Raw genomic sequence first — 24,290 nt, forward strand, 5'->3', positions numbered from 1 at the left:
TTGCCCCCTCTGTCCGGTCAAGATACTTGCCCGTGCTGGGCAAAGCCTCCATTCCCATCGTGCCCTGCAAGACCACAGGTCCCCAGCCAACCCTTTGCGCGACAGCACAGTAGACCGGTGGCGCACAAGGCCGTAGGATTCAATCCGCCAATCCTGCCAATCCCCCCCGGAGCCCGTCATGCGAACCACGCAACAAATGAGCATTACCCTGCCCCTCGATATGGCGGACGTGGTGAGAACGAAGGTGCGCTGCGGCGAATACGCGAGCGAGAGCGAAGTCATCCGCGGCGGCCTGCGGGTGCTGCTCGCGCGCGATCGGGCGGCGGTGGAGAACTGGCCGCACGGCCAAGTGGGGCCGGCCTGCGACACGCTGATCGCGGACCCGTCGCGCGCCGTCACGGCCGAGCAGGTACGCGCCCGGCTCGCCGCCGAGCATGCCAGGACGCGATGAGGCGCCATCGCGTCGTCTTCTCCCCCGAGGCCGAAGAGCAGCTTGCCGCCCCTGTTTCGCTACATGGCGGCAGCGGCCTCGCCCGGTACTACGAAACGATCCTGCGACAAGACGACGGCACGCAAGACCCGGAGCATTGAACGCCCGACCCCAAATTCAGAGGTTCCGCATGCCCGCTTCCGTCCGTCCCACGCAGCACCCCCACCGGGTGATGCTGCACAACGAGGTCCACGCCCGCCCGCCCGAGGCGATGAGCGCCCCGCTGGCCATCGCCCACATCGTGATGCTCGCCGACGCCGCCGAGCGCGAGGCGAGCCGCGCCCACGTGGCGGAGCTCTTGCGCGATCACCACCTGGCGCTGCCCGACGCCGACAGCACCCACCTGCGCATGGACCTGGGGAGCCTGCGCATGCGCTGGGAACTGCACACCGAGTTTGTCTCCTGGACCTTCATGCAGCCCGCCGCGGTCGATTCCCTGGGCGAGCGCGAGCCCGCGAGCGCGGCCGACGCCGTGGCCCACGACTGGCTCGCCGCCTTGCCCGGGCAATGCCTGTGCAGCCTGAACCTGTGGGTCTTGCCGACGCATATCTTTGGCTCGGGCGCCCTGGTGAAGCAACTGCTGAACGAAGACCGGCTGGTCGCGTCCAGCGTGGCCGGCGGGCACGGCGAGGTCTACACCGACTTTGCCATCCACGCCGACGGTTTCTCGCGCATGCTGCTGCTCGCCGGGGGCATGACGCCGCGCCGCCTGGGGCGCCTGGTACAGCGCCTGCTGGAGATCGAGACCTACCGCATGGCGGCCCTGCTGGGCCTGCCCGCCGCGCGCGAGGCGGCCCGTGCGCTGGCCCTTGCCGAGAGCGAGCTGGCCGCCCTGGCGCAGGCCATCCGCAGCGCCCGCCGCGACGACGAGGCGGCCCTGCTCGACCGCCTCACGCGCCTGGCCGGGCAGGTGGAGAGCCAGTACGCGGCGACGCAATCGCGCTTCTCGGCGAGCAGCGCGTACTTCGGGCTGCTCGACCGCCGCATCCGCGAGATTGCCGAGTCCCGCCTGGCGGGAATGCAGACCATCGGCGAGTTCATGGACCGGCGCCTGAGCCCCGCGCGCAGCACCTGCGAATGGGCCGCCCGGCGCCAGGATGCGCTGTCTCAGCGCGTCTCCCGCACGAGCAGCCTGTTGCGCACGCGTGTGGAGATCGAGCAGCAGCAAAGCAGCCAGGCGCTGCTGGCCACCATGAACCAGCGCCAGGACCTGCAACTCCGGATGCAGTCCACCGTGGAAGGGTTGTCGGTCGCGGCCATCACCTACTACGTCGTCGGACTCGTGAGCCATCTGGCCAAGGCGGCGCAGCCGCTGGGCTGGCCCCTGTCGTCGGAGAGCACGGTGGCCGGCGCCATCCCCGTGGTTGCCTTCGGCGTGTGGTGCGCGCTCAGGCGCCTGCACCATCGGGTGTTGCGCAGACCCGATTAGCGGCCGGGGCAGCCACGCGAAGCGGCGATGGCGCGCGCCCCGCACTCCTGGCACACTGCATGCTTGGGCGCAGGCCGTGCCATCGGGCGCGCGCCACGGTCCATCCCGCATTCCCCAGCGCAGCGCCTGGCGCGCTGCGCTGGGGCGCAATCCCCTGACAGGAAATTCGAACCCCCATGTCTTCGGTCCAACCCATACCGCCGGAGCAGGCCGCGAGCAAGGGCATTGCAACCGGTCTTTTGCTCGCGTTTCTTGGCTCCATCGCCTTCAGCGGCAAGTCCATCATCGTCAAGCTGGCGTACCGCCACGGGGTGGACGCGGTCACGCTCATCATGTACCGCATGCTGTTCGCCCTGCCGATTTTTGTCGTGATGGCCTGGTGGGCGGGCCGGGGCCGGCCGCCGCTGACGCGCAGCGACTGGCTCGGGGTGTTCGGTCTCGGGGTCACGGGCTACTACCTGGCGAGCGCCCTGGACTTTGCCGGCCTGGCCTACATCAGCGCGAGCCTGGAGCGGCTCATCCTGTACCTCAACCCCACGCTGGTCGTGGGGCTCGGCTGGCTGCTGTACGGGCGCACCATCCGCTGGGGGCAGGTGGCGGGAATGCTGCTGAGCTACTGCGGCGTGGTCCTGGTGTTCGGCCGCGAACTGGGCTCGCAGGGCAACGACGCGGCGTGGGGCGCCCTGCTGGTGTTCCTCAGCACGGTGGCCTACGCCGTCTACCTCGTCTACAGCGGCGAGTTGGTGCGGCGCCTGGGGGCGCTGCGCCTGGTCGGGCTGGCGACCTCGGTGGCCTGTCTGTGCTGCCTGGCGCAGTTTGCGGTGCTGCGGCCGCTCGGCGCGGCGCAGGTGGTGCCCGAGGTGATCTGGCTGTCCATCCTCAATGCCACGCTGTGCACGGCGACGCCGGTGGTGCTGGTGATGATGGCCATCGAGCGCATCGGCGCAGGGATGGCCGCGCAGACGGGCATGGTGGGGCCGCTGTCGACCATTGCCATGGGCGTGTGGATTCTGGACGAGCCCTTCACGCTCTGGGTGGCCGCCGGAACCGCGCTGGTGCTCGCCGGCATATTCCTGTTCACGCGCATGGTGCGCCGCTCCGGGGCCTGATTCCCGCAGTGCAGGCGCCCCCGGCCCAACCCCGATAAACTCCCCATCCCGCTGGCGCGCGTGCCGTTGGCGCTGTTTGCAATCCACAAGACCTTCCCATGTCCCTGATTCCCGTCACCATCCTCACCGGCTTTCTGGGCTCTGGCAAAACGACCCTGCTCAAGCGCTTGCTGGGCGAAGCCCATGGTCAGAAGATCGCCGTGATCGAAAACGAATTCGGCGAAGAGAACATCGACAGCGACATTCTCGTGACCGAGTCCAAGGAGCAGATCCTGCAGATGAGCAACGGCTGCATCTGCTGCACCATCCGCGAAGACCTGCGCGCAACGCTGCAATTGCTCGCCGCCAAGAAGCGCGAGGGCCAGCTCGATTTTGACCGCATCGTGATCGAGACCACCGGCGTTGCCGACCCGGGCCCCGTGGCGCAGACCTTCTTCATGGACGAGGAGATCGCCGCGACCTGCCTGATCGACTCCATCATCACCCTGGTCGACGCCAAGCACGCCGGCCGGCAACTCGACGAGCGCCAGGAGGCGCGCCGCCAAGTGGGCTTTGCGGACCAGATCTTCCTGTCCAAGACCGACCTCGTGAGCGCCCAGGAGACCGATGCGCTGACCCATCGCCTGAAGCACATGAACCCGCGTGCGCCGATCAGGGCCGTGCATTTCGGCGCCGTTGCGCTTGAGGAAGTGCTGGACCTGCGGGGCTTCAACCTGAACGCCAAGCTCGACATAGACCCGGACTTTCTCAAGGAAGAGGCGGCACACGGGCACCCCGGGCACGACCATGCGCATGGCGCGCACTGCGACCACCCCGCGCACCAGCACGACCAGCACGACCACGGCGACCAGGGACGGCACCACCACCACGATGACGACGTGAAGAGCTTCGTCTACCGTTCGCAGCGCCCGTTCGATCCGGTCAAGCTGGAGGATTTTCTCGAGGCCATCGTGAACATTTATGGCCCGCGCATGCTGCGCTACAAGGGCGTGCTGCATATGCGGGGAACCGATCGCAAGGTGATCTTCCAGGGCGTGCACCAGCTCATGGGCAGCGATCTGGGCCCGCCCTGGGCCGATGGCGAGGAGCGCATCAGCAAGATGGTTTTCATTGGCCTCGACCTGCCCCGGGACATCTTCCAGCAAGGGCTGGAGCAGAGCCTGGCCTGACCCGCAGAGACTCGCCGCGAGCTCCGGGGCCGGCGGGTTTGTGCCGTATCCGCAACGCTACCATTTGCGTCAGCCCGGGTCGATACAATCGCCCCCGGGAAAACCCCCGCAAAGCCTGCCCGCGCAGGCAGCGGGGCCCACCCGTATTGCGAGGAGACCAGCCAAGTGAAAGCCGAAACCAGCGCCAGCAAATCCCAGGCGAGCGCCGCCCCTGCCACGGCGAAAAGCGCCGCCACCCCGGTGGCACCGAATGCTGTTGCAAAGTCCGCTCCCAAGGCCGCAGCGCCCAAGGCGGGCGCTGGTTCCGCCGTCGCCTCGTCGGCCACGGTTGCGGCGGCTGACCCGCAGCTGCCCACGCGCATGGCCCGACCCTCTTCACGCCTGGCCCAATTGACCGTACCATCCATGGCGCAGTCCGTGGCTTCGACTGCGGCCAAAGCCAGTTACCGACACACCATGCCCACGACCGCGCAAGCGCAGCCCACCTACGCGGTTGCGAAAAAGGATCCCCGGCTGGCGAACAACTGGAAGACCCGGTCCGCCGAAGAGTTGACCGACGCCGAGGTTCTGGCCATGCCCGACAGCGAGTACATGAACGAAAAGCAGATGGCGTTCTTCCGCCTGAAGCTGGTGCAGCTCAAGCAAGACATCCACAACAGCGCAGGCGAAACCACCGAGCACCTGCGCGAAGACACCGTGGTCGTCCCCGATCCGGCAGACCGCGCAACGATCGAAGAGGAACACGCCCTGGAACTGCGCACGCGCGACCGCGAACGCAAGCTGCTCAAGAAGATCGAGCAGTCCATCGCGCGCATTGACACGGGTGACTACGGCTACTGCGACGAAACCGGCGAACCCATCGGGGTCGGCCGCCTGATCGCGCGCCCCACGGCCACGCTGTCGCTGGAGGCGCAGCAACGCCGCGAACTCAAGCAAAAGATGTTCGGTGATTGAACAGACCATCCCTTTGCGCACTGTGAACCCCGAACATGAGCAAGGAAGACTCCACACCCGGTGGGCTGTTGTCGAAGGTGGTGCGGTTCGTGCGCAACCCCACGACTGACTGGCGCTCGCTGAATACGTTGCAGGACGATAAGGAGAGCCTCTACAGCAAGCAGATGCTCAAGGAAATGATCGAGCGCAAGCGCCGCAACGACTTCGTTCGGCAGCGCGAATTCGATCAGCTGCGCCGGCTGCGCCAGCGCGGCGTGCAGCCGGGGCGGCGCGTGGCAGCAGACCCCGCGGCGCAACCCTCGTTCTTCCACAGCAGCATGGTCATGCCCGACGAGCGCGCGGACACGCTCAAGAAGATCGACGAGATCGAAGCGCAGATGGCGCAGCAGTGGTGGAAGAGCAAACCGGGCGCGGGGGATGCGCCCGCCCGCCCGCCGGTCGCCGCCGACGTGCAGGCCACGGACGCGCAGGCTTACGCGCCCACGGTCCCGGCCAGTCTGCAGGCGCTGCTCGAACCCCCGCCCCCGCCCGCGGTTGCGCCCTTGTTCGCAAACGACAGCTCGGCGATTGGCTGGTTTGCCGGAACCACGGTGCCCGCAGCCGGGTATCCGGCGCAGGCGCCCCTGGGTCCTGCGCCGGCCCCAAGAAGGCCCGTGCCCATTCCCGCCCCCGCGCCGGCCCCCGTACTCGCGCCCAGGGAATTCGTGCACGAACCCGATCTGGAAGAAGCCGCCATCCTCTTTGCCAATGGCGACCATGCGGGGGCGGAGTCCGGCCTGCTGGAGGTGCTGGCCCAGCGCCAGCAGGACGCGCCAGAGCAGCAGATCGAGGTCTGGATGACGCTGTTCGACCTGTACCGCGCCATTGGGCGCAACGACCGTTTCGAGTCCCTGGCGATCGACTTTGCCGCCCGCTTCAACCGCTCCGCGCCACTGTGGTTCTCGATGCCCGAGCAACTCGGAATGGCCGGCGCCGCAGCCCCTGCGGAAGGCGCCGTGGCGGCGTCCGCCGTGCACCGCGATTTCAACTGGCATGCTCCTGCCATGCTGGCCGTGACCTCCGTGGCGGCGCTGCAGGCGTCGCTGGCGCGCGCCGACGGGCCCTGGCCCCTGTTCTGGGAGCGCCTGACGGACATCGACCCGGCGGCTGTGCCCCTGCTGACGAACCTGTTCGTCCAGTGGGCGAACCAGGAGGGCCAGTTCGTGTTCTCGGGCGTGGAACGGCTCAACGCCCTGCTCGGCGCCAAGACCCCTTCGGGCGAGCGCTCGCACAGCCCCGATTGGTGGCTTCTGCGCATGGCCGTGCTGCGCCTCATGGACAAGCTCGACGAATTCGAACTGGTGGCGCTCGATTACTGCGTGACCTACGAGGTCTCGCCCCCGGCCTGGGTCGCGCCACGCTGCGGGTATCGCTGCGACGAGGGCGCATCCTCGGATGAGGCCCCGCTGGCGCCAGACAACGGCAACAGCGGCCACAGCGACTTCATGGCCTCGGATCTGGGCGAACTGTCCGCGCCGCCGGACACCGTGCCCGCAGCACAGCTCAGCGGCCATATCGACGGCAGCGCCACGCCGCTGCTGGCGCCTTTCGATGGCCTGCTGCGCCCCGGCGTGCCGTTTTCCATTGCCTGCGACATGCTCATCCGCGTGGACTTTGCCGCGGCGGGCTCGGTGCTCAACTGGGCCGCTGAGCAGCAGGGGCGCGGCCACGTCGTCGCGTTTCATAACTTGCAGCGGCTGGTGGCGATTTTCTTCAACGTGATCGGTATCAACGAGCACGCCTGGGTGCTTCCGCGCAAGAACTGAAGGCGCCCATGCCCCGTGCCGCCCGGCTTGCAAAATGCCGGGCCACCTCCACCTGCGGCAGTCATGAACCCATCCACAGAGAATCCGGTGTTTCACGGCACCACCATCCTGAGCGTGCGCCGCGAGACGCCCCAAGGCGTGCAGGTGGCCATTGGCGGCGACGGCCAGGTCACCCTGGGCAACGTCGTCGTCAAGGGCTCGGCGCGCAAGGTGCGCAAACTGCACCACGGCAAGGTGCTCGCGGGTTTCGCCGGCGCCACCGCCGACGCCTTCACCCTTTTCGAGCGCTTCGAGGCCAAGCTCGACAAGCACCAGGGCCACCTGGTGCGCGCCGCGATCGAACTGACGCGGGACTGGCGCACCGACCGCGTGCTGCGCCGCCTCGAAGCCATGCTCGCCGTGGCCGACCTGCAGGCCTCGCTCATCATCACCGGCAACGGCGACGTGCTCGAACCCGAGCGCGGCATCGTGGCGATCGGCTCGGGCGGCGCGTACGCGCACTCGGCCGCCAGGGCCTTGCTTGAGCACACCGACCTTTGCGCGCAGGACATCGTCAAAAAATCCCTGGAGATCGCAGGCGAGCTGTGCATCTACACCAACATGCAGCACAGCATCGAGACGCTGTAGGACGCGTACCGGCGCGGACAGTGCGCCCGCCCCGACCCGCTCCACCCCGCGGGCGTACCGCACAATGCCCTGTTTTCAATCGCTTTGAGCGCTCCATTGTTTCAGCGCCCAAGCCTCGCGCCACCAGGAAATCCGCCATGTCGTCCATGACCCCCCAGGAAATCGTCTCCGAACTCGACAAGCACATCGTGGGCCAGACCAGCGCCAAGCGCGCCGTGGCCATTGCGCTGCGCAACCGCTGGCGCCGCCAGCAGGTGCAGGGCAACCTGCGCCAGGAGATCACGCCCAAGAACATCCTCATGATCGGCCCCACCGGCGTGGGCAAGACCGAGATCGCCCGCCGCTTGGCCAAGCTTGCCGACGCGCCCTTCATCAAGGTCGAGGCCACCAAGTTCACCGAGGTCGGCTACGTGGGCAAGGACGTGGACGCCATCATCCGTGACCTGGCTGAAATGGCCGTCAAGCAGACGCGCGAATCCGAGATGCACAAGGTGCGCAAGCGCGCCGAGGACGCGGCCGAGGAGCGCGTTCTGGACGCGCTGATCCCGCCCGCCCGGGGCGTCGCGGGCACCGAGGCCACCACCGACAGCACCGCCCGGCAGGTGTTTCGCAAGAAGCTGCGCGAAGGCGCGCTCGACGACCGGGAAATCGAGATCGACGTCTCCGAAGGCCGGCCGCAGCTCGAAATCATGGGCCCCCAGGGGCTCGAAGAAATGACCGAGCAACTGCGCGGCATGTTCAGCCAGCTTGGGCAGGACAAGCAGCGCACGCGCCGGTTAAGGATCGCCGAGGCGCTACAGCGCATCACCGATGAAGAGGCGGGCAAGCTCGTCAACGAGGAGGAGATCAGGACCCGGGCCGTGGCCAACGCCGAGCAGAACGGCATCGTCTTCATCGACGAAATCGACAAGGTCGCCACGCGCCAGGAAACCAGCGGCGCCGACGTGTCGCGCCAGGGCGTGCAGCGCGACCTGCTGCCGCTGGTCGAGGGCACCACCGTATCGACCAAGTACGGCATGATCAAGACCGACCACATCCTGTTCATCGCCTCCGGGGCGTTTCACCTGGCCCGGCCGAGCGACCTGATTCCCGAGTTGCAGGGGCGCTTTCCGATCCGCGTCGAGCTCGAATCGCTGTCGGTGCAGGACTTCGAGGCCATCCTCACGCAGACGCACGCATCGCTGGTCAAGCAATACCAAGCGCTGCTGGCGACCGAGGGTGTGGCGCTGGACTTCGTCCCGCAGGGCATCACGCGCCTGGCGCACATCGCCTTCGAGGTCAACGAACGCACCGAGAACATCGGCGCGCGCCGCCTCTCCACCGTCATGGAGCGGCTGCTCGACGAAGTCAGCTTTGGCGCCACGAGCCTGTCGGGCCAGACCGTCACCGTGGACGCCGCGTATGTCGACGAGCGCCTGCAGACTTTGAGCCAGGACGAGGATCTTTCGCGCTACATCCTCTGAGCGCAGTTTTTCTTGAGACGTCACTTCCACAAGGCTTCCCAAGTACCTATTTTTAATGCGTTTTATTCTCTGCAGACCGCGCAATGAATCCTAAGTCCCTGATTTCGCTGTAAGAATTTGTTTGGACGGCGCTTGCTCGCTGTGCTTTTCCTGCTACAGTGCAAAAAAGTGCATTTAAGTGGTGAAAAGTGCCCTTCAGGTCTGTTGCACGGGCCGGAGGGCAAACCGAGTCGAAAGTCTGTCCGTGTTTCAAGGGGCCTCGTCGCTAAGTCTGGATGCGAAGGGTCGGCTATCCGTGCCGACCCGGCATCGTGACGTCCTGGTGGCGAACGCTGCGGGCCAGCTGACCATCACCCGGCACCCGCACGGCTGCCTGATGGTCTTTCCCCGCCCCGAGTGGGAGAGGTTCCGCGAGCGCATCGCCCAACTGCCCATGTCCGCGCAGTGGTGGAAGCGCATTTTTCTGGGCAACGCCATGGACGTGGAAATGGACGCCACGGGCCGCGTGCTGGTCTCGCCCGAACTGCGCACGGCCGCAGGCATCTCCAAGGACGCCATGCTCTTGGGCATGGGCGACCATTTCGAACTCTGGGACAAGGCGAGCTACGACGCGCAGGAGGCCAGGGCCATGCAGGGCGACATGCCGGATGTCTTCAAGGAATTCTCCTTTTAAGGCGCACCGTGGCAGACGCTTTGCAACACACCACCGTCCTGCTCGAAGAGGCCGTGACCGCGCTGCTCGGTGCCGCCGGGCCCGCGCCCGCGGGCACCTGGGTCGATGCGACATTCGGGCGCGGAGGGCATGCGCGTCTGATCCTGCAGCGGCTCGGACCGCAGGGGCGGCTCGTGGCCTATGACAAGGATCCCGAGGCCGTCGCCGAAGCAACGCGCATCACCGATGCGCGTTTTTCCATTCGGCACCAGGGCTTTCGCGAACTCGCGGACCTGCCCGCGGGCAGCGTGGCCGGCGTGCTCATGGACCTGGGCGTGAGCTCGCCCCAGATCGACAGCCCCGGGCGGGGCTTCAGTTTCCGTTTCGACGGTCCGCTGGACATGCGCATGGACACCACGCGCGGCGCAAGCGTGGCCGATTGGTTGGCTGCGGCCGAAACAGGACAGATTGCGGAGGTATTGCGTGATTACGGCGAAGAACGGTTTGCTGGCTCCATTGCAAAGGCGATTGTTGCTCAGCGCGAGAAACGGGGCGCGCTCGTCGGCACCGCCGAACTGGCCGATCTCGTGGCGCGCACGGTCAAAACCCGCGAGCCGGGCCAGAACCCTGCAACGCGCACATTTCAAGCTTTTCGGATTTTCATTAACGCCGAACTTGAAGAACTGCAACAAGCGCTAGAGGCCAGCCTCACGGTGCTGTGCCCGGGCGGGCGTCTGGTGGTGATCAGTTTCCATTCGCTGGAAGACCGCATCGTCAAGCGCTTCATCGCCAAGCATGCGCGCGAGGCCTTCGATCGCCGTGCGCCGTTTGCCGCGCCGCAGGCGATGCGACTCGTGGCGCTGGGGCGCGTGCGGCCCGGTGCCGCCGAAGTCGCGGCGAACCCGCGCGCGCGCAGCGCGACCATGCGCGTCGCCGAGCGCACCGGGGCCTGACACGATGGCCCGCCTGAACGCCGTCCTGCTGCTGGCCGTGCTGACGAGCGCGGTCTATCTGGTGCACACCCAGTACGAGTCGCGCCGCCTGTTCACCGAACTCGATCGCGCGCACGCGCAGGCGCGGCGCCTGGAGACCGAGTACCGGCGGCTGCAGGTGGAAAAGCGCGCGCAGGCGACGCCGCTGCGCATCGAAAAGATGGCCCGCGGGCAGCTGAACATGCTCCCGGCGACGCCGGCAATCACCCAGTACGTGACCGATCCACAGGGTGCCCAACCATGAGCCGCAGCGTGCGCTACGCATCCAGTCCGCTGCTGGCGAGCAAGACGCCCGTCTGGCGCAGCAAGTTCATCGTGGCGTTGATCGCGCTCGGCTTCATGGGGCTGGGCGCGCGCGCGGCCTACGTGCAGGTGTTCGGCAATGCCTTCTTCCAGCGCCAGGGCGCGGTGCGCTTCGCGCGCACGCTGGAGTTGCCCGCGAACCGCGGCAAGATCCTGGACCGCAACGGCCTGATCCTCGCCTCCAGCGTTCCCGCGACCAGCATCTGGGCGATTCCCGAGGACGTGGACCAGGACGCGCCCGCGGTCCGCGCGAAGCTCGAGGAACTCGCCACACTGCTCGACATGCCGCTGGCGCAACTGCACAGAAAGCTCGCCGACGAGGACAAGACCTTCGTCTGGATCAAGCGCCAGCTCGACTGGCACGTGGGCCAGCGGATTGCGGCCCTGGGGATCCGGGGCATCTACCAGCGCGAGGAATACAAGCGCCAGTACCCCGAGGGCGAGGCGGCGGCGCACGTGGTCGGCTTCACGAACGTCGAGGACCTGGGCCAGGAGGGCGTGGAGCTGGCTTTCAACGACCTGCTCGCGGGCCGCGCCGGATCGCGCCGCGTGATCAAGGACCGCCTGGGCCGCGTGGTCGAGGGCCTGGGCGAGGGCGTCCCGCCCGTGGACGGGCGCGACATGCAGCTGTCCATCGACAGCAAGGTGCAGTTCTTCGCGTACCAGAAGCTGCGCGACCAGGTGGCGGTGCACAAGGCGCGTGCCGGCAGCGTGGTGGTGCTCGACGCGCACACGGGCGAATTGCTGGCCTTGGCCAACTACCCGAGCTACCTGCCCGGGCAGCGCCAGCACCTCAGCGGCGAGCAGCTGCGCAACCGCGCGCTCACCGACGTGTTCGAACCCGGATCGACGATGAAACCGTTCACCATCGGCCTGGCGCTGGAGACCGGACGCGTGCGCCCCGAGACCCCGATAGACACGAACCCGGGACGCATCACGATCACCGGATCGACCATCTCCGACACGCACAACCATGGCCTGCTCACGGTCGAGGGGGTGATCCAGAAATCGAGCAACGTGGGAACCACCAAGATCGCCATGCAGCTGCCGGCGCGCGAGATGTGGGAGACCTTCTCCGCCGCAGGCTTCGGGCAAAAGCCGCAGCTGCGCTTTCCCGGCGTGGTCAGCGGCCGCCTGCGTCCCTACAAGAGTTGGCGCCCGGTGGAGCAGGCGACCATGGCCTACGGCTACGGCCTGTCGGCCAGCCTGCTCCAGATGGCGCGCTCGTACACCGTGTTTGCCAATGGGGGCCGGGTGATTCCGGCAACGCTGCTCAAGACCGACGTGGCGGCCGTGGGCGTTCCCGTGTTCTCCGAACGCACGGCCGATCAGGTGCGCCGCATGCTGCAATTGGCCGCGGGCCCGGGCGGAACGGGCCAGAAGGCGCAGACCCTGGGCTACTCGGTCGGCGGCAAGTCGGGCACCGCGCGCAAGCAGGAGGGCCGCAACTATGTGTCGGGCAAGTACCGCGCCTGGTTCGTCGGCATGGCCCCGATCGACGCGCCGCGCATCATCGTCGCGGTGATGATCGACGAGCCCGGAGGCGGCCAGTTCTACGGCGGCGCGGTGGCCGCGCCCGTGTTCAGCGAGGTCGTTCAGCAGACGCTGCGCATGCTCGGCGTTGCGCCCGACATGGCCGTGAAACCGCACATCGTGGCCGACGCGGAGCCGGAGCCGCTGTGATGCCCGTGATGACGCCCACGATGCACAACCCGCCGCACGCGCTCGATGGCGCAGACGCGGCCGTGCAATGGCTGCGCGCGCGCGTCAGCGGCAGCCTGCACGCGGACAGCCGCCGGATCGCCCCGGGCGACGGCTTCGTCGCCTGGCCCGGCGCCGTCACCGATGGCCGCGCCCACGTGGCCGACGCGCTGGCGCGCGGCGCTGCGGCCTGCCTGGTCGAGCAGGCGGGCGTGCAGGGCTTCGCCTTCCCGCACGCGCAAATCGCCTCCCTGCACGGCCTCAGAGCCGCGGCCGGGCCGATCGCGGCGCAGTGGTTCGGGCAGCCCGCCGAGCGGCTCGCCGTGCTCGCCGTCACCGGAACCAACGGCAAGACGAGCACCGCATGGTGGATCGCGCAGGCCCTGAATGGGCTCTGCGGCCGCGCACCGGCAGCGCCGAAGCAGTGTGCGCTCGTCGGCACCCTGGGCCTGGGGGTTGCGCCGGCGCTCGAGGCCACGGGCCTGACCACGCCGGACCCGTTCCAGTTGCAGAGCGCGCTGAGCCGGTTCGCGCAGCAGGGGCTGACGGCCTGCGCCGTCGAGGCTTCGTCGATCGGCCTGGCCGACGCCCGGCTCGATGGAACGCGCATCCGCACGGCCATCTTCACCAATTTCACGCAGGACCACCTCGACTACCACGGCAGCATGGCCGGCTACTGGCGCGCCAAGCGCGCGCTGTTCGACTGGCCCGGCCTGCGCGCCGCGGTCGTGAATGTGGACGACCCTGCGGGCGCCCGGCTGCACGCCGAGCTCCAGGGGCGCGCGCTCGACCTGTGGAGCATCTCGGCCCGCGGCGCGGCGCGCCTGGCGGCCCGGGACATCGCCCCGGGCGCGCAGGGGCTGCGCTTTACCCTGCACGAGGAGGGCGCAGAGCAGCAACTGCTGCTGCAAACCCATGTGATCGGCGAGTACAACGTGCTCAACCTGCTCGGCGTTCTGGCCACGCTGCGCAGCCTGGGCGTTGCGCTGCGCGACGCGGTTGCGGCCTGCGCGCCGTTGCAGCCCGTCCCGGGCCGCATGCAGCAGCTGGCGCTGGCCGGGCAACCGCTGGTCGCGGTGGACTACGCGCACACCCCCGACGCGCTCGAAAAAGCCCTGCAGGCGTTGCGCCCGCTCGCGGCCGGGCGCGGTGGCCGGCTGTGGTGCGTGTTTGGCTGCGGCGGCGAGCGCGACGCCGGCAAGCGCCCGTTGATGGGCGCGGTGGCGCAGCGGCTCGCCGACCAGGTGCTGGTGACCAGCGACAACCCGCGCGGCGAAGACCCGGCGGCCATCGTGCAGCAGATTCTGCAAGGCACGGACCGGGGCAGCGCCCGCGTGCGCGCCGAGACCGACCGCGCGGCAGCCATCGCGCAGGCCGTTGCCGGGGCCGCGCCCGCCGACGTGCTGCTGATCGCCGGCAAGGGCCACGAGGACAGCCAGGAGATAGCCGGCCTGCGCCGGCCTTTCTCCGACCTGGCGCATGCGCAGAGCGCGTTGCAGGCCCGGTGCGCCGGAGCCGGGGCAGGGCGATGATGACAAGGTCGCCGCCCCCCGCCATGCTGACCCTGCAACAGGCGCACGCGCTGCTGCTGCCCCGCATTCCCACGGCCACCCTGGTGGGCGATGGCGCCACGCCCTGGCTGCGCGTGCACACCGATACGCGCACGCTGCAGGCGGGTGATCTCTTCGTTGCGCTCGTGGGCGCGCGCTTCGACGCGCACGCCTTCCTCGCCGAAGCGCGCGCGCGCGGCGCCGCTGCGGCCCTGGCCCAGGGCGGGTTGCAGGCCGCGGGCCTGCCGGGAATCGAGGTGCCCGACAGCCTCGCGGCCCTGGGCGCGCTGGCCGCGGGCTGGCGCGCGCAGTTCGAATTGCCGCTGATCGGCGTCACCGGCAGCAACGGCAAGACCACGGTGACGCAGATGATCGCGTCCATCCTGCGCGCCTGGCACGGCGCCGGGGCGCTCGCCACGCAGGGCAATTTGAACAACCACATCGGCGTTGCGCTGACGCTGCTGCACCTGCGCGCCGCGCACCGCGTGGCGGTGGTCGAGATGGGCATGAACCACCCGGGCGAGATCGCCGCGCTCGCGGCCAGCGTCCGGCCCACGGTGGCGCTGGTGAACAACGCGCAGCGCGAGCACCTGGAGTTCATGCAGACGCTGGACGCCGTGGCGCGCGAGAACGGCGCGGTCCTGGCGAGCCTGCCGGCGAGCGGCAGCGCCGTGTTCCCGGCGGGGGACGCGTACACGGCGCTGTGGCGCAGCCTCGCCGCAGGGCGCGCATGCCTGGAATTTGGCGCGGGCGGCGCGCTCGATTGCCGCACCGCGCAATGGCAGGGCGGCGCCTGGAGCCTGGCCCTGAACACGCCGCAGGGCCCGCTCGCGGCGCGGCTGCGCATCGCCGGCCGGCACAACCTGCACAACGCGCTGGCCGCCGCTGCGGGCGCGCTCGCTGCGGGCGCGCCGCTGGCCGCGATCGCGCAGGGCTTGAACGATTTCACGCCGATCCCGGGCCGCTCGTGCACCTTTGGCGTGCACTGCGCGGGCCGCACGATCACCGTGGTCGACGATAGCTACAACGCCAACCCCGACTCCCTGCACGCGGCCGTCGAACTCCTGGCCGAATTGCCCGCGCCGCAGTTGCTGGTGCTTGGCGACATGGGCGAGGTCGGCGCGCAGGGCCCGCAGCTGCACGCGCAGGCCGGTGCGCACGCGCGCGCCATGGGCATCAGCCAGCTGTTCGCGCTCGGGGCGCAGTCGGTGCACGCCGCTGCCGCGTTCGGCGCGGCGCGGCATTTCCCGGACATGGACGCGCTGCTCGCCGCCGTGCGCGAGGCCCTGCCCGGCGTGGGCAGCGTGTTGGTCAAGGGCTCGCGCTTCATGCAGATGAAACAGGTGGTGCAGGCGATTGCCTGCGCTGCGCCGCAGAACCCGGACCCGGAGGAAAGCCATGGCGCAACGCATTGAAACCGCGCGCGCGCAGCGCACCGGGGCGGCGCCACGGCTGTCGTTCCAGGCCCCGGCCGGCGGAGGCTGCGCATGCTGATGCTGCTCGCGCAATGGCTGCAGGCGCTGTCGCCCGAGTTCGGCTTCTTCCGGGTGTTCCAGTACATCACCTTCCGCGCCGTGATGGCCGCGGTGACGGCGCTGCTCATCGGCCTGGTGGCGGGGCCCGGGGTGATCCGCGCGCTCACCGGGCTGAAAATCGGCCAGCCCGTGCGCGGCTACGCGATGCAGACGCACCTGTCCAAAAGCGGCACCCCGACCATGGGGGGGGTGCTGATCCTGCTGGCGATCGCGGTCGCCACGCTGCTGTGGTTCGACCTGTCGAACCGCTTCGTCTGGATCGTGCTCATCGTCACGCTGGGCTTTGGCGCCATCGGCTGGGTGGACGACTGGCGCAAGGTGGTGCGCCGGGACCCGGAGGGCATGCGCTCGCGCGAGAAGTATCTCTGGCAATCGCTGGTCGGCCTGCTGGCGGCGCTGTACCTGGTGTTCAGCATCTCGGAGAACTCGAACACCCGGGTGCTGGAACTGTTCGTGGGCTGGGTGCGCTCGGGCTTCGCGCTCGACCTGCCGCCCAAGGCCGGTTTGCAGCTGCCCTTCCTCAAGGCGGTGAGCTACCCGCTGGGCGTGCTCGGCTTCGTGTTCCTGACCTACCTCGTGATCGTCGGCTCGAGCAACGCCGTGAACCTGACCGACGGCCTCGACGGCCTGGCGATCATGCCGGTCGTCATGGTCGGCTCGGCGCTGGGCGTGTTCGCCTACGTCTCGGGCAACGCGGTGTACTCCCGCTACCTGTTTTTCCCGCACATCCCCGGCGCGGGCGAACTGCTGATCTTCTGCGCCGCGATGGCCGGCGCGGGGCTGGCCTTTCTGTGGTTCAACACGCATCCCGCGCAGCTGTTCATGGGCGACGTGGGCGCGCTCGCGCTCGGCGCCGCGCTGGGCACCATCGCCGTCATCGTGCGCCAGGAAATCGTCCTCGCCATCATGGGCGGGATCTTCGTCGTCGAGGCCCTGTCGGTGATGCTCCAGGTCGGCTGGTTCAAGTACACCCGAAAGCGCTACGGCGAGGGCCGGCGCCTGCTGAAGATGGCACCGCTGCACCACCACTTTGAAAAAAGCGGCTGGAAGGAAACGCAGGTGGTCGTGCGTTTCTGGATCATCACCATGCTGCTGTGCCTGGTCGGCCTGTCCACGCTGAAACTGCGATGAACGACGCCCCGAACGCCCCCGCCACCGTCCCCGGCCAGGCCACGCCGGCTGCGCCCGCCGCATGCAGCGCGGCGCAGGCCGCCGCCGATTTCGTGGCGCAGATCTTTGCCGAAATGTCCGCGCCCGAGGCCACCGCCGCTGCCGCCACCGATCCCCCGGGCGCCGCAGAGGAGACGGCGCGCGCCGCGCAGCCGGCCCCCGAGTCGGTCGGCCGGCCCGGCGCAGACATGGCGCTGCTGCGCGGGCAGAACATCCTGATCCTGGGCCTGGGCATCTCGGGCCTGGCCATGGCGCGCTGGTGCACGCGCTGCGGCGCGCGGGTCAGCGTCGCCGACACGCGCGCCGCGCCGCCGCAGCTGCCCGCGCTGCAACACGAACTGCCCCAGGTCCGCTTCGTGTCCGGCGCCTTCGACGCGCGCCTGGTCGAAGGGCAGGACCTGCACGCGCTGTACCGCTCCCCGGGCCTGAGCCCGCAGACGCTGGCTTCGGTATGCGCGGCGGCCGGCGCCAGCGGCGTGCGCGTGGGTGGGGAATTGGAGCTGTACACGATGGCGCTGGCGGCGCTGCGCGCAGCGCATGGCTACGCGCCCGCGGTTCTCGCCGTCACCGGAACCAACGGCAAGACCACCGTGAGCGCGCTCACCGCCGAGTTGGTCGCGCGCGCGGGCCGGCGCGTGGCGCTGGCCGGAAACATCGGCCCGAGCCTGCTCGACACGCTGGCCGGGCATATCGACGCCGACACCCTGCCCGACGTCTGGGTGCTCGAGCTGTCGAGCTTCCAACTCGACGGCGTCGCGGACTTTGACCCCACGGCCGCGGTGGTGCTCAACCTCACGCAGGACCACCTCGACTGGCATGGCGACATGCACGCCTACGCGGCCGCGAAGGCGCGCATCCTGGGCCAGACCGGCCACATGGTCCTGAACCGCGAGGACGCGGCGGTGCTGCGCATGCTGCCGGCGCCGGCGCCGCGACCCTCCCCGGCAGCGCGCACCAAGCCGCCCCCGCAGCGCGCGCACACCCTGTTTGGCGGCGACCTGCCCACGCGCCCCGGCGACTTCGGCCTCCAGACCGTCGGCGCAATGACCTGGCTGGTGCGCGCCATGGCGGCGCACGAGACGCAGCAGCGCGCGCGCGCCACCGAGGAGGAACTGCACATCCAGCGCCTGCTGCCCGCGGACGCGCTGCGCATCCGCGGCCGGCACAACGCCGTGAACGCGCTCGCCGCGCTGGCGCTGGCCTCGGCCGCCGGTTGCCCGCTGGCGCCCATGCTCTACGGTCTGCGCGCGTACCGCGGCGAGCCGCACCGCGTGGAGTCGGTGGCCGTCGTCGATGGCGTGGAGTATTTCGACGACAGCAAGGGAACGAACGTCGGCGCCACGGTGGCGGCGCTCACCGGGCTCGGGGCCGAGCGCCGCCTGGTGGTGATTCTGGGCGGCGACGGCAAGGGGCAGGACTTTGCGCCGCTGGCCGCACCCGTGGCGCGCCACGCGCGCGCGGTGCTGCTCATCGGCCGCGACGCGCCGCTGATTCGCGCGGCCCTGAAGGACGCCGCCGTGCCGCTGCTCGACGCGCAGACGCTGCCCCAGGCGGTGGAACGCGCGGCGCAGCGCGCGCACGCGGGCGACGCGGTGCTGATGTCGCCGGCCTGCGCCAGCTTCGACATGTTCCAGAGCTACGAACACCGCGCACAGGTCTTCGTCGCCGCCGTGCACCGCCTCGCGGACGGCGCGGCGCAGCCGCCGGAGGGCGGGTCATGAGCGCGCCCAGGCTGCTGCAGCGTGCGGCAGGCTGGTTCGGCGGCCTGCCGGATCGGGTCGGCCACGCCGCGCACGCGGGCAGCGCGCAGTACGCGCGCCCGGCGCCGGTGAGCGTGCCCTTCGACCAGGCGCTGCTGTGGGTGCTGGTGGCGCTGCTCTCCTGGGGGCTGGTGATGGTGTATTCGGCGTCCATCGCCATGCCGGACAACCCGCGTTTCGCGCACTACGCGCCGACCCATTTCTTCACGCGCCACGCCCTGTACATGGGCGCCGGCTTCATTGCGGCGCTGCTCACCGTGCAGGCGCCGATGGCGCTGTGGGAGCGTGTTGCGCCCTGGTTGTTCGTCGCGGCGCTGCTGCTGCTCGCGGCGGTGCTGATTCCCGGGCTGGGCAAGATGGTGAATGGCGCGCGCCGCTGGCTCGCCGCCGGGCCCATAGGCTTCCAGCCGTCCGAGCTCGCGAAGTTTTCCGTGCTCGTCTACGCGGCCGGCTACATGGTGCGCAGGATGGAGGTCAAGGAACGGTTCTTCCGCGCCGTGCTGCCGATGGGCGCGGCCGTCGCCATCATGGGCGTGCTGCTGCTCGCCGAACCGGACATGGGCGCCTTTCTGGTGATCGCCGTGATCGCCATGGGAATCCTGTTTCTGGGCGGCGTCAACGCGCGCATGTTCTTCCTCATCGCGGGCGTGCTCGTGGCGGCCTTTGCGCTGATGATCGCCAGCTCGTCCTGGCGGCGCGAGCGCGTGTTCGCCTACCTCGACCCGTTCAGCGAGGAGCACGCGCTGGGCAAGGGCTACCAGCTCTCGCACGCGCTGATCGCCATCGGGCGCGGCGAGATTTTCGGCGTCGGTCTGGGCGGCAGCGTGGAGAAGCTGCACTGGCTTCCCGAGGCGCACACCGACTTCCTGCTCGCGGTCATCGGCGAGGAATTCGGCCTCGTGGGCGTTCTCGTGCTCATCCTGCTGTTCCTGTGGGTGACGCGCCGCATCATGCTCATCGGCCGCCAGGCCATCGCGCTGGACCGCGTGTTCTCGGGCCTGGTCGCGCAGGGGGTGGCGATCTGGATCGGCTTTCAGGCGTTCATCAACATGGGCGTGAACCTGGGCGCGCTGCCGACCAAGGGGCTCACGCTGCCGCTGATGAGCTTTGGCGGGTCGGCAATCCTGATGAACCTGATTGCGCTGGCCGTCGTCCTGCGGGTGGACTACGAGAACAAGCTCCTGATGCGCGGAGGCCGCACATGAGGAGCATGCACCGTACCAAGACCGCGCTGATCATGGCCGGCGGCACGGGCGGCCATATCTTCCCGGGTCTGGCCGTGGCCCAGGCGCTGCGCGCGGGCGGCTGGCGCGTGCATTGGCTCGGCGCGCCCGACAGCATGGAGGCGCGCATCGCTGCGCAGCAGGGCTTTGCGCTGGAGCCGGTCCACTTTTCCGGCGTGCGCGGCAAGGGCCTGGTCACGCTGGCGCTGTTGCCGCTGCGCCTGCTGCGCGCGTTCTGGCAGGCGCTGCGGGTGCTGCGCCGCGTGCGGCCCGACGTGTTGCTGGGCCTGGGCGGCTACATCGCCTTTCCGGGCGCGATGATGGGCGTGCTGTGCGGCAGGCCGCTGCTGCTGCACGAGCAAAACGCCGTCGCGGGTCTGTCCAACCGGGTGCTCGCGCGGATTGCCGACCGGGTGTTCACCGCGTTCCCGGGCGTGTTCGGCAAGGGGGCGAAGAACGCCCAGTGGGTCGGCAACCCGCTGCGCGCGGAGTTCACGCGGCAGCCGGGGCCCGCCGAGCGCTTTGCCGGTCGCACCGGCCCGCTGCGGCTGCTGGTCGTGGGCGGCAGCCTGGGCGCGCGCGCGCTCAACGAGATCGTTCCGCAGGCGTTGGCGCTGCTGCCGGCGCAGCAGCGCCCCGTGGTCGTGCACCAGAGCGGCGCCACGCAGATCGACGCGCTGCGCGCCCATTACGCCGCCGCCGGGGTGCAGGCGGAACTCACGCCGTTCATCGACGACGCCGCCAGCGCGTTTGCCGCGGCCGACCTCATCGTCTGCCGCGCGGGCGCGGGCACCGTGACGGAAATCGCCGCCGTGGGCGCTGCCGCGCTGTTCGTTCCCTTTCCCTCGGCGGTGGACGACCACCAGAGCCACAACGCGCGCTTTCTCGTGGACGCGGGCGGCGGCTGGCTGGTGCAGCAACGCGATCTGTCGCCGCAGGGGCTCGCGCGCATGCTGTCGGACATGCAGCGCCCGGCGCTGCTGGACAGAGCGCTGAAGGCCAAGAGCCTGGAAAAAACGGAGGCCACGCGCGCGCTGCTGGCCGCTTGCGAGGAGTTTGCCGCATGAAGCACGCCATCCGCCAGATCCATTTCGTCGGCCTGGGCGGCGCCGGCATGAGCGGCATCGCCGAGGTGCTGTTCAACCTGGGCTACCGCATCACGGGTTCCGACCTGGTCGATAGCGCCACGCTGCGCCGCCTCCAGGGGCTGGGGATCGAGACCCGCCTGGGGCACGCGGCGGAGCACGTCGGGGACGCGGACGCGGTGGTCACGTCCACCGCGGTGACGAACGACAACCCCGAGGTACTGGCCGCGCGCGCGAAGAAAATTCCCGTGGTTCCGCGCGCGCTGATGCTCGCCGAACTGATGCGCCTGAAGCAGGGAATCGCCATCGCGGGAACGCATGGCAAGACCACCACCACCAGCCTCGTGACCAGCGTGCTCGCCGAGGCCGGGCTGGACCCGACCTTCGTCATCGGCGGGCGCCTGAACAGCGCGGGCGTGAACGCCCGCTTGGGCAGCGGCGACTACATCGTGGTCGAGGCCGACGAGTCCGACGCGTCGTTTCTGAACCTGCTGCCGGTGATGGCGGTGGTGACGAACATCGACGCCGACCACATGGAAACCTATGGGCACGACTTCGGCCGGCTCAAGGGTGCGTTCGTTGACTTCCTGCACCGCATGCCGTTCTACGGCACGGCGGTGCTGTGCGTGGACAGCCCGGCGGTGCGCGACATCCTGCCCGGCGTGACCTGCCCCGTGACCAGCTACGGCCTTGCGCCGGACGCGCAGGTGCGCGCCGTGGACGTGCGCGCCGAGGGCCGGCAGATGTGCTTCACGGTGCAGCGCAGAAACGGCGTCACGCTGCCCGACCTGGCCGTGCAACTCAACCTCGCGGGCGAGCACAACGTGCGCAATGCGCTGTCGGCGATCGCCGTGGCGGTGGAACTGAACATCCCCGACGCGGCCGTGCTGCGTGCGCTCGCCGGCTTCAAGGGCGTGGGTCGGCGCTTCCAGAGCTACGGCGAACTGCGCGCGCGCGACGGTGGCCACTTCACGCTGATCGACGACTACGGCCACCACCCCGTGGAGATGGCCGCGACGCTGGCCGCAGCCCGCGGCGCGTTCCCCGGCCGGCGTCTGATGCTGGCCTTCGAGCCGCACCGCTACACGCGCACGCGCGACTGTTTCGAGGACTTCGTGAAGACCATCGGCAGCGCCGACGCGGTGCTGCTGACCGAGGTCTACGCCGCAGGCGAGGCGCCCGTGGTCGCGGCCGACGGCCGTTCGCTGGCGCGCGCGCTGCGCGTTGCGGGCCGCATCGAGCCGGTGTTCGTGGACGACGTGGCCGACATGCCGCAGGCCATCGCCGACAGCGCGCGCGACGGCGACGTGGTGCTGTGCATGGGCGCGGGAACCATCGGCGCCGTGGCCGGCAGGCTGCACGCACTGCTGCAAGGCAGTGCTTCCGAAACGCCGGAAGGGAGCGCGCCATGGGCCTTCTGAATTGCGCCGTGGACGCGCGCGCGCTGGGCAAGGTGGCGGTGCTCATGGGCGGCAGTTCTGCCGAGCGCGAGGTCTCGCTGATGTCCGGCGGCGGCGTGCTGCAGGCGCTGCGTGCGCGCGGCGTGGACGCGCATGCCTTCGACCCCGCGCAGGGCGACCTGGGCGCGCTGCGGCGCGACGGCTACGCGCGCTGCTTCATCGCCCTGCATGGCCGCCATGGCGAGGACGGCACGGTGCAGGGCGCGCTCGAACTGCTCGGCATTCCGTACACCGGCCCCGGCGTCATGGCCTCGAGCATCGCCATGGACAAGACCATGACCAAGCGCATCTGGCGTGCGCAGGGGCTGCCCACGCCCGACTGGCGCCTGGTGTCGGACGCCGCCGAGACCGCGCAGGCGCTGCAGGCGCTGGGCGCGCCGATGATCGTGAAGCCCGCGCGCGAGGGATCGACCATAGGCCTGAGCAAGGTCAGCGCGCCCGGGCAGTGCGCGCCGGCGTACCAGTTGGCCGCGCGCTACGACCCCGAGGTGCTGTGCGAACAGTTCATCGCGGGCGACGAGACCACCTGCCCGGTGCTCGGCGCGGGCGCCAGCGCGCAGGCGCTGCCCGTGGTCCGCATCGTCGCGCCCGAAGGCAACTACGACTACCAGAACAAGTACTTCGGCGACGCCACGCAGTACCACTGCCCGAGCGGCCTGCCCGGGCAGGAGGAGCAGGAGATCCAGCGCCTCGTGCTGCAGGCTTTTCGCGCGCTGGACTGCCGCGGCTGGGCGCGCGCGGACATCATGCTGCGCGCCAGCGACCACCAGCCCTTTCTGCTGGAGATCAACACGGCTCCGGGAATGACCAGCCACTCGCTGCTCCCCCTGTCGGCGCGTGCCGCGGGAATCAGCTACGAAGACCTGTGCCTGGGGGTGCTCGCCGCCGCCGCGCTCGACCAGCCCCCGCCGTCGGGCGCCCCCTCGGGAGCCAGCAGCGCATGACCGACAAGCTGTCCCTGCCGCTGGACGTGAGGCTCATGAACCTGAGCGCGTCGCTCCTGTTCACGGGCTGCGCCGCGCTCGTGCTCGTGGCGGGCGTGTGGTGGCTGCTGCGCCACCCGGGGCTGGCCATGGCGCGCATCGTGGTCCAGGGGGACCTCGTGCACAACAACGCCGTGACCCTGCGCGCCAACGTGGTGCCGCATCTGGTGGGCAATTTTTTCACGCTCGACCTGCACGCCGCGCGCGCGGCCTTCGAGCAGGTGCCCTGGGTGCGCCGTGCGCAGCTGCGGCGCGCGTACCCCGGCAGCCTGCTGGTGCAGTTGCAGGAGCACGAGGCGCTCGCGTACTGGGGGCCGGAGAGCGGCTCGGCGCTGGTCAACCGCCAGGGCGAGGTGTTCGAGGCGAACCTGGGCGACATCGAGCAGGAGGGCCTGCCGCACCTGCTGGGCCCGGCAGGCAGTGCGCCCGAGGTGCTGCGCATGCATGGCCTGTTGCAGAGCGCCTTCGCGGCCCTGGAACTGGACCTGCGCGTGCTGGAGCTCACCGGCCGGGGCGGCTGGCGCGCCACGCTGGGCGACGCCGCGGTGGTCGAACTGGGCGGCGGAACGCAGCAGGAGGTGCTGCAGCGCGCGCAGCGCTTCGTGCGCACGCTGGCGCCGGTGGCGACGAAATACGGACGGCGCGTGCAGGCCCTGGAATTTGCGGACCTGCGCCACGCGGGGGGCTACGCACTGCGTCTGCGCGGGGTCAGCACCGTGGGCGCGCAGGGCGCGAGCGCGCAACGGCAGTCGATACCGGGCGCAGGCAGCGCGGGCCGCAACGCACGGCCGACCCGACAGCACGCAACAGACAGGGGCAGGGACTAGATA

The 24,290-nt window shown here is 69.7% G+C and carries 21 protein-coding genes; all 21 read left to right on the forward strand.

The window, feature by feature from the left end; all coding sequences use genetic code 11:
- Positions 1 to 178: 178 nt before the first annotated feature.
- The 21 genes from D5041_RS09460 to D5041_RS09560 all read left to right on the forward strand — a co-directional run bounded on the left by D5041_RS09460 (position 179) and on the right by D5041_RS09560 (position 24,287).
- Positions 179 to 451 carry a ribbon-helix-helix domain-containing protein gene (locus tag D5041_RS09460; protein WP_265284556.1) on the forward strand — a complete coding sequence of 91 codons (273 nt, stop codon included), beginning with the start codon at positions 179 to 181 and terminating at the stop codon, positions 449 to 451.
- Positions 452 to 620: 169 nt separating this feature from the next.
- Positions 621 to 1,919: a DUF3422 family protein gene (locus tag D5041_RS09465; protein WP_265284558.1), complete on the forward strand. Its 1,299-nt coding sequence runs from the start codon at positions 621 to 623 to the stop codon at positions 1,917 to 1,919.
- A 176-nt stretch (positions 1,920 to 2,095) separates the two neighbouring features.
- Complete coding sequence (locus tag D5041_RS09470) at positions 2,096 to 3,028, forward strand: DMT family transporter (RefSeq protein WP_010104611.1); 933 nt, start codon at positions 2,096 to 2,098, stop codon at positions 3,026 to 3,028.
- A 98-nt stretch (positions 3,029 to 3,126) separates the two neighbouring features.
- Positions 3,127 to 4,197, forward strand: coding sequence for a CobW family GTP-binding protein (locus D5041_RS09475; protein ID WP_010104613.1), 1,071 nt, complete (start codon positions 3,127 to 3,129; stop codon positions 4,195 to 4,197).
- Positions 4,198 to 4,362: 165 nt separating this feature from the next.
- Positions 4,363 to 5,151 carry an RNA polymerase-binding protein DksA gene (gene dksA / locus D5041_RS09480; RefSeq protein ID WP_265284559.1) on the forward strand — a complete coding sequence of 263 codons (789 nt, stop codon included), beginning with the start codon at positions 4,363 to 4,365 and terminating at the stop codon, positions 5,149 to 5,151.
- A 35-nt stretch (positions 5,152 to 5,186) separates the two neighbouring features.
- Complete coding sequence (locus D5041_RS09485) at positions 5,187 to 6,956, forward strand: STAS domain-containing protein (protein WP_265284560.1); 1,770 nt, start codon at positions 5,187 to 5,189, stop codon at positions 6,954 to 6,956.
- A 63-nt stretch (positions 6,957 to 7,019) separates the two neighbouring features.
- Positions 7,020 to 7,583 carry an ATP-dependent protease subunit HslV gene (gene hslV, locus D5041_RS09490; RefSeq protein ID WP_029554355.1) on the forward strand — a complete coding sequence of 188 codons (564 nt, stop codon included), beginning with the start codon at positions 7,020 to 7,022 and terminating at the stop codon, positions 7,581 to 7,583.
- Between the two features lie 137 nt (positions 7,584 to 7,720).
- Positions 7,721 to 9,046: an ATP-dependent protease ATPase subunit HslU gene (hslU, locus tag D5041_RS09495; RefSeq protein WP_265281682.1), complete on the forward strand. Its 1,326-nt coding sequence runs from the start codon at positions 7,721 to 7,723 to the stop codon at positions 9,044 to 9,046.
- Positions 9,047 to 9,290: 244 nt separating this feature from the next.
- Positions 9,291 to 9,719, forward strand: a complete 429-nt coding sequence (mraZ, locus tag D5041_RS09500; protein ID WP_010104622.1) for a division/cell wall cluster transcriptional repressor MraZ — start codon at positions 9,291 to 9,293, stop codon at positions 9,717 to 9,719.
- A gap of 8 nt (positions 9,720 to 9,727) precedes the next feature.
- Positions 9,728 to 10,651 carry a 16S rRNA (cytosine(1402)-N(4))-methyltransferase RsmH gene (gene rsmH / locus D5041_RS09505; protein ID WP_265257554.1) on the forward strand — a complete coding sequence of 308 codons (924 nt, stop codon included), beginning with the start codon at positions 9,728 to 9,730 and terminating at the stop codon, positions 10,649 to 10,651.
- Positions 10,652 to 10,655: 4 nt separating this feature from the next.
- The gene (ftsL, locus tag D5041_RS09510) at positions 10,656 to 10,934 is read left to right on the forward strand and encodes a cell division protein FtsL (protein WP_010104625.1); all 279 of its coding nucleotides are present in this window, start codon (positions 10,656 to 10,658) and stop codon (positions 10,932 to 10,934) included.
- A complete protein-coding gene (locus D5041_RS09515) occupies positions 10,931 to 12,676 on the forward strand; it encodes a peptidoglycan D,D-transpeptidase FtsI family protein (RefSeq protein WP_265284561.1) in 1,746 nt (581 codons plus the stop codon). The genes ftsL and D5041_RS09515 overlap by 4 nt, the downstream gene beginning before the upstream one ends.
- A complete protein-coding gene (locus D5041_RS09520) occupies positions 12,676 to 14,226 on the forward strand; it encodes a UDP-N-acetylmuramoyl-L-alanyl-D-glutamate--2,6-diaminopimelate ligase (RefSeq protein WP_265284563.1) in 1,551 nt (516 codons plus the stop codon). The genes D5041_RS09515 and D5041_RS09520 overlap by 1 nt, the downstream gene beginning before the upstream one ends.
- Positions 14,227 to 14,249: 23 nt before the next feature.
- Positions 14,250 to 15,659, forward strand: coding sequence for a UDP-N-acetylmuramoyl-tripeptide--D-alanyl-D-alanine ligase (locus D5041_RS09525; RefSeq protein WP_265284565.1), 1,410 nt, complete (start codon positions 14,250 to 14,252; stop codon positions 15,657 to 15,659).
- 72 nt (positions 15,660 to 15,731) lie between these two features.
- On the forward strand, positions 15,732 to 16,910 hold the full coding sequence (gene mraY / locus D5041_RS09530) for a phospho-N-acetylmuramoyl-pentapeptide-transferase (RefSeq protein ID WP_265257551.1): 1,179 nt from the start codon (positions 15,732 to 15,734) through the stop codon (positions 16,908 to 16,910).
- Entirely contained in the window at positions 16,907 to 18,670 is a 1,764-nt protein-coding gene (murD, locus tag D5041_RS09535) for a UDP-N-acetylmuramoyl-L-alanine--D-glutamate ligase (RefSeq protein ID WP_265284566.1), read from the forward strand. The genes mraY and murD overlap by 4 nt, the downstream gene beginning before the upstream one ends.
- Positions 18,667 to 19,914 carry a putative lipid II flippase FtsW gene (gene ftsW, locus D5041_RS09540; protein ID WP_010103125.1) on the forward strand — a complete coding sequence of 416 codons (1,248 nt, stop codon included), beginning with the start codon at positions 18,667 to 18,669 and terminating at the stop codon, positions 19,912 to 19,914. The genes murD and ftsW overlap by 4 nt, the downstream gene beginning before the upstream one ends.
- Complete coding sequence (gene murG / locus D5041_RS09545; RefSeq protein ID WP_010103124.1) at positions 19,911 to 20,999, forward strand: undecaprenyldiphospho-muramoylpentapeptide beta-N-acetylglucosaminyltransferase; 1,089 nt, start codon at positions 19,911 to 19,913, stop codon at positions 20,997 to 20,999. Before ftsW ends, murG begins: the two co-directional genes overlap by 4 nt.
- Positions 20,996 to 22,438, forward strand: coding sequence for a UDP-N-acetylmuramate--L-alanine ligase (gene murC, locus D5041_RS09550; protein WP_010103123.1), 1,443 nt, complete (start codon positions 20,996 to 20,998; stop codon positions 22,436 to 22,438). The genes murG and murC overlap by 4 nt, the downstream gene beginning before the upstream one ends.
- Entirely contained in the window at positions 22,426 to 23,421 is a 996-nt protein-coding gene (locus tag D5041_RS09555; protein ID WP_265284567.1) for a D-alanine--D-alanine ligase, read from the forward strand. Before murC ends, D5041_RS09555 begins: the two co-directional genes overlap by 13 nt.
- Positions 23,418 to 24,287 carry a cell division protein FtsQ/DivIB gene (locus tag D5041_RS09560; protein WP_010103120.1) on the forward strand — a complete coding sequence of 290 codons (870 nt, stop codon included), beginning with the start codon at positions 23,418 to 23,420 and terminating at the stop codon, positions 24,285 to 24,287. Before D5041_RS09555 ends, D5041_RS09560 begins: the two co-directional genes overlap by 4 nt.
- The last annotated feature ends 3 nt before the right edge of the window (positions 24,288 to 24,290 follow it).

The sequence above is a fragment of the Verminephrobacter aporrectodeae subsp. tuberculatae genome, assembly GCF_026127385.1.
In the GTDB taxonomy this organism is placed as follows: domain Bacteria; phylum Pseudomonadota; class Gammaproteobacteria; order Burkholderiales; family Burkholderiaceae_C; genus Acidovorax; species Acidovorax aporrectodeae.

Excerpts from the sequence above, each read along its gene's own strand:
- murC (WP_010103123.1), top strand. The coding sequence starts at position 20,996 with ATGAAGCACGCCATCCGCCAGATCCATTTCGTCGGCCTGGGCGGCGCC.
- D5041_RS09525 (WP_265284565.1), top strand. The coding sequence starts at position 14,250 with ATGCTGACCCTGCAACAGGCGCACGCGCTGCTGCTGCCCCGCATTCCC.
- D5041_RS09520 (WP_265284563.1), top strand. The coding sequence starts at position 12,676 with ATGCCCGTGATGACGCCCACGATGCACAACCCGCCGCACGCGCTCGAT.
- ftsL (WP_010104625.1), top strand. The coding sequence starts at position 10,656 with ATGGCCCGCCTGAACGCCGTCCTGCTGCTGGCCGTGCTGACGAGCGCG.
- murG (WP_010103124.1), top strand. The coding sequence starts at position 19,911 with ATGAGGAGCATGCACCGTACCAAGACCGCGCTGATCATGGCCGGCGGC.
- ftsW (WP_010103125.1), top strand. The coding sequence starts at position 18,667 with ATGAGCGCGCCCAGGCTGCTGCAGCGTGCGGCAGGCTGGTTCGGCGGC.
- hslV (WP_029554355.1), top strand. The coding sequence starts at position 7,020 with ATGAACCCATCCACAGAGAATCCGGTGTTTCACGGCACCACCATCCTG.
- hslU (WP_265281682.1), top strand. The coding sequence starts at position 7,721 with ATGTCGTCCATGACCCCCCAGGAAATCGTCTCCGAACTCGACAAGCAC.
- D5041_RS09560 (WP_010103120.1), top strand. The coding sequence starts at position 23,418 with ATGACCGACAAGCTGTCCCTGCCGCTGGACGTGAGGCTCATGAACCTG.
- D5041_RS09555 (WP_265284567.1), top strand. The coding sequence starts at position 22,426 with ATGGGCCTTCTGAATTGCGCCGTGGACGCGCGCGCGCTGGGCAAGGTG.
- murD (WP_265284566.1), top strand. The coding sequence starts at position 16,907 with ATGAACGACGCCCCGAACGCCCCCGCCACCGTCCCCGGCCAGGCCACG.
- D5041_RS09465 (WP_265284558.1), top strand. The coding sequence starts at position 621 with ATGCCCGCTTCCGTCCGTCCCACGCAGCACCCCCACCGGGTGATGCTG.
- D5041_RS09475 (WP_010104613.1), top strand. The coding sequence starts at position 3,127 with ATGTCCCTGATTCCCGTCACCATCCTCACCGGCTTTCTGGGCTCTGGC.
- D5041_RS09470 (WP_010104611.1), top strand. The coding sequence starts at position 2,096 with ATGTCTTCGGTCCAACCCATACCGCCGGAGCAGGCCGCGAGCAAGGGC.
- D5041_RS09460 (WP_265284556.1), top strand. The coding sequence starts at position 179 with ATGCGAACCACGCAACAAATGAGCATTACCCTGCCCCTCGATATGGCG.
- mraY (WP_265257551.1), top strand. The coding sequence starts at position 15,732 with ATGCTGATGCTGCTCGCGCAATGGCTGCAGGCGCTGTCGCCCGAGTTC.
- D5041_RS09515 (WP_265284561.1), top strand. The coding sequence starts at position 10,931 with ATGAGCCGCAGCGTGCGCTACGCATCCAGTCCGCTGCTGGCGAGCAAG.
- D5041_RS09485 (WP_265284560.1), top strand. The coding sequence starts at position 5,187 with ATGAGCAAGGAAGACTCCACACCCGGTGGGCTGTTGTCGAAGGTGGTG.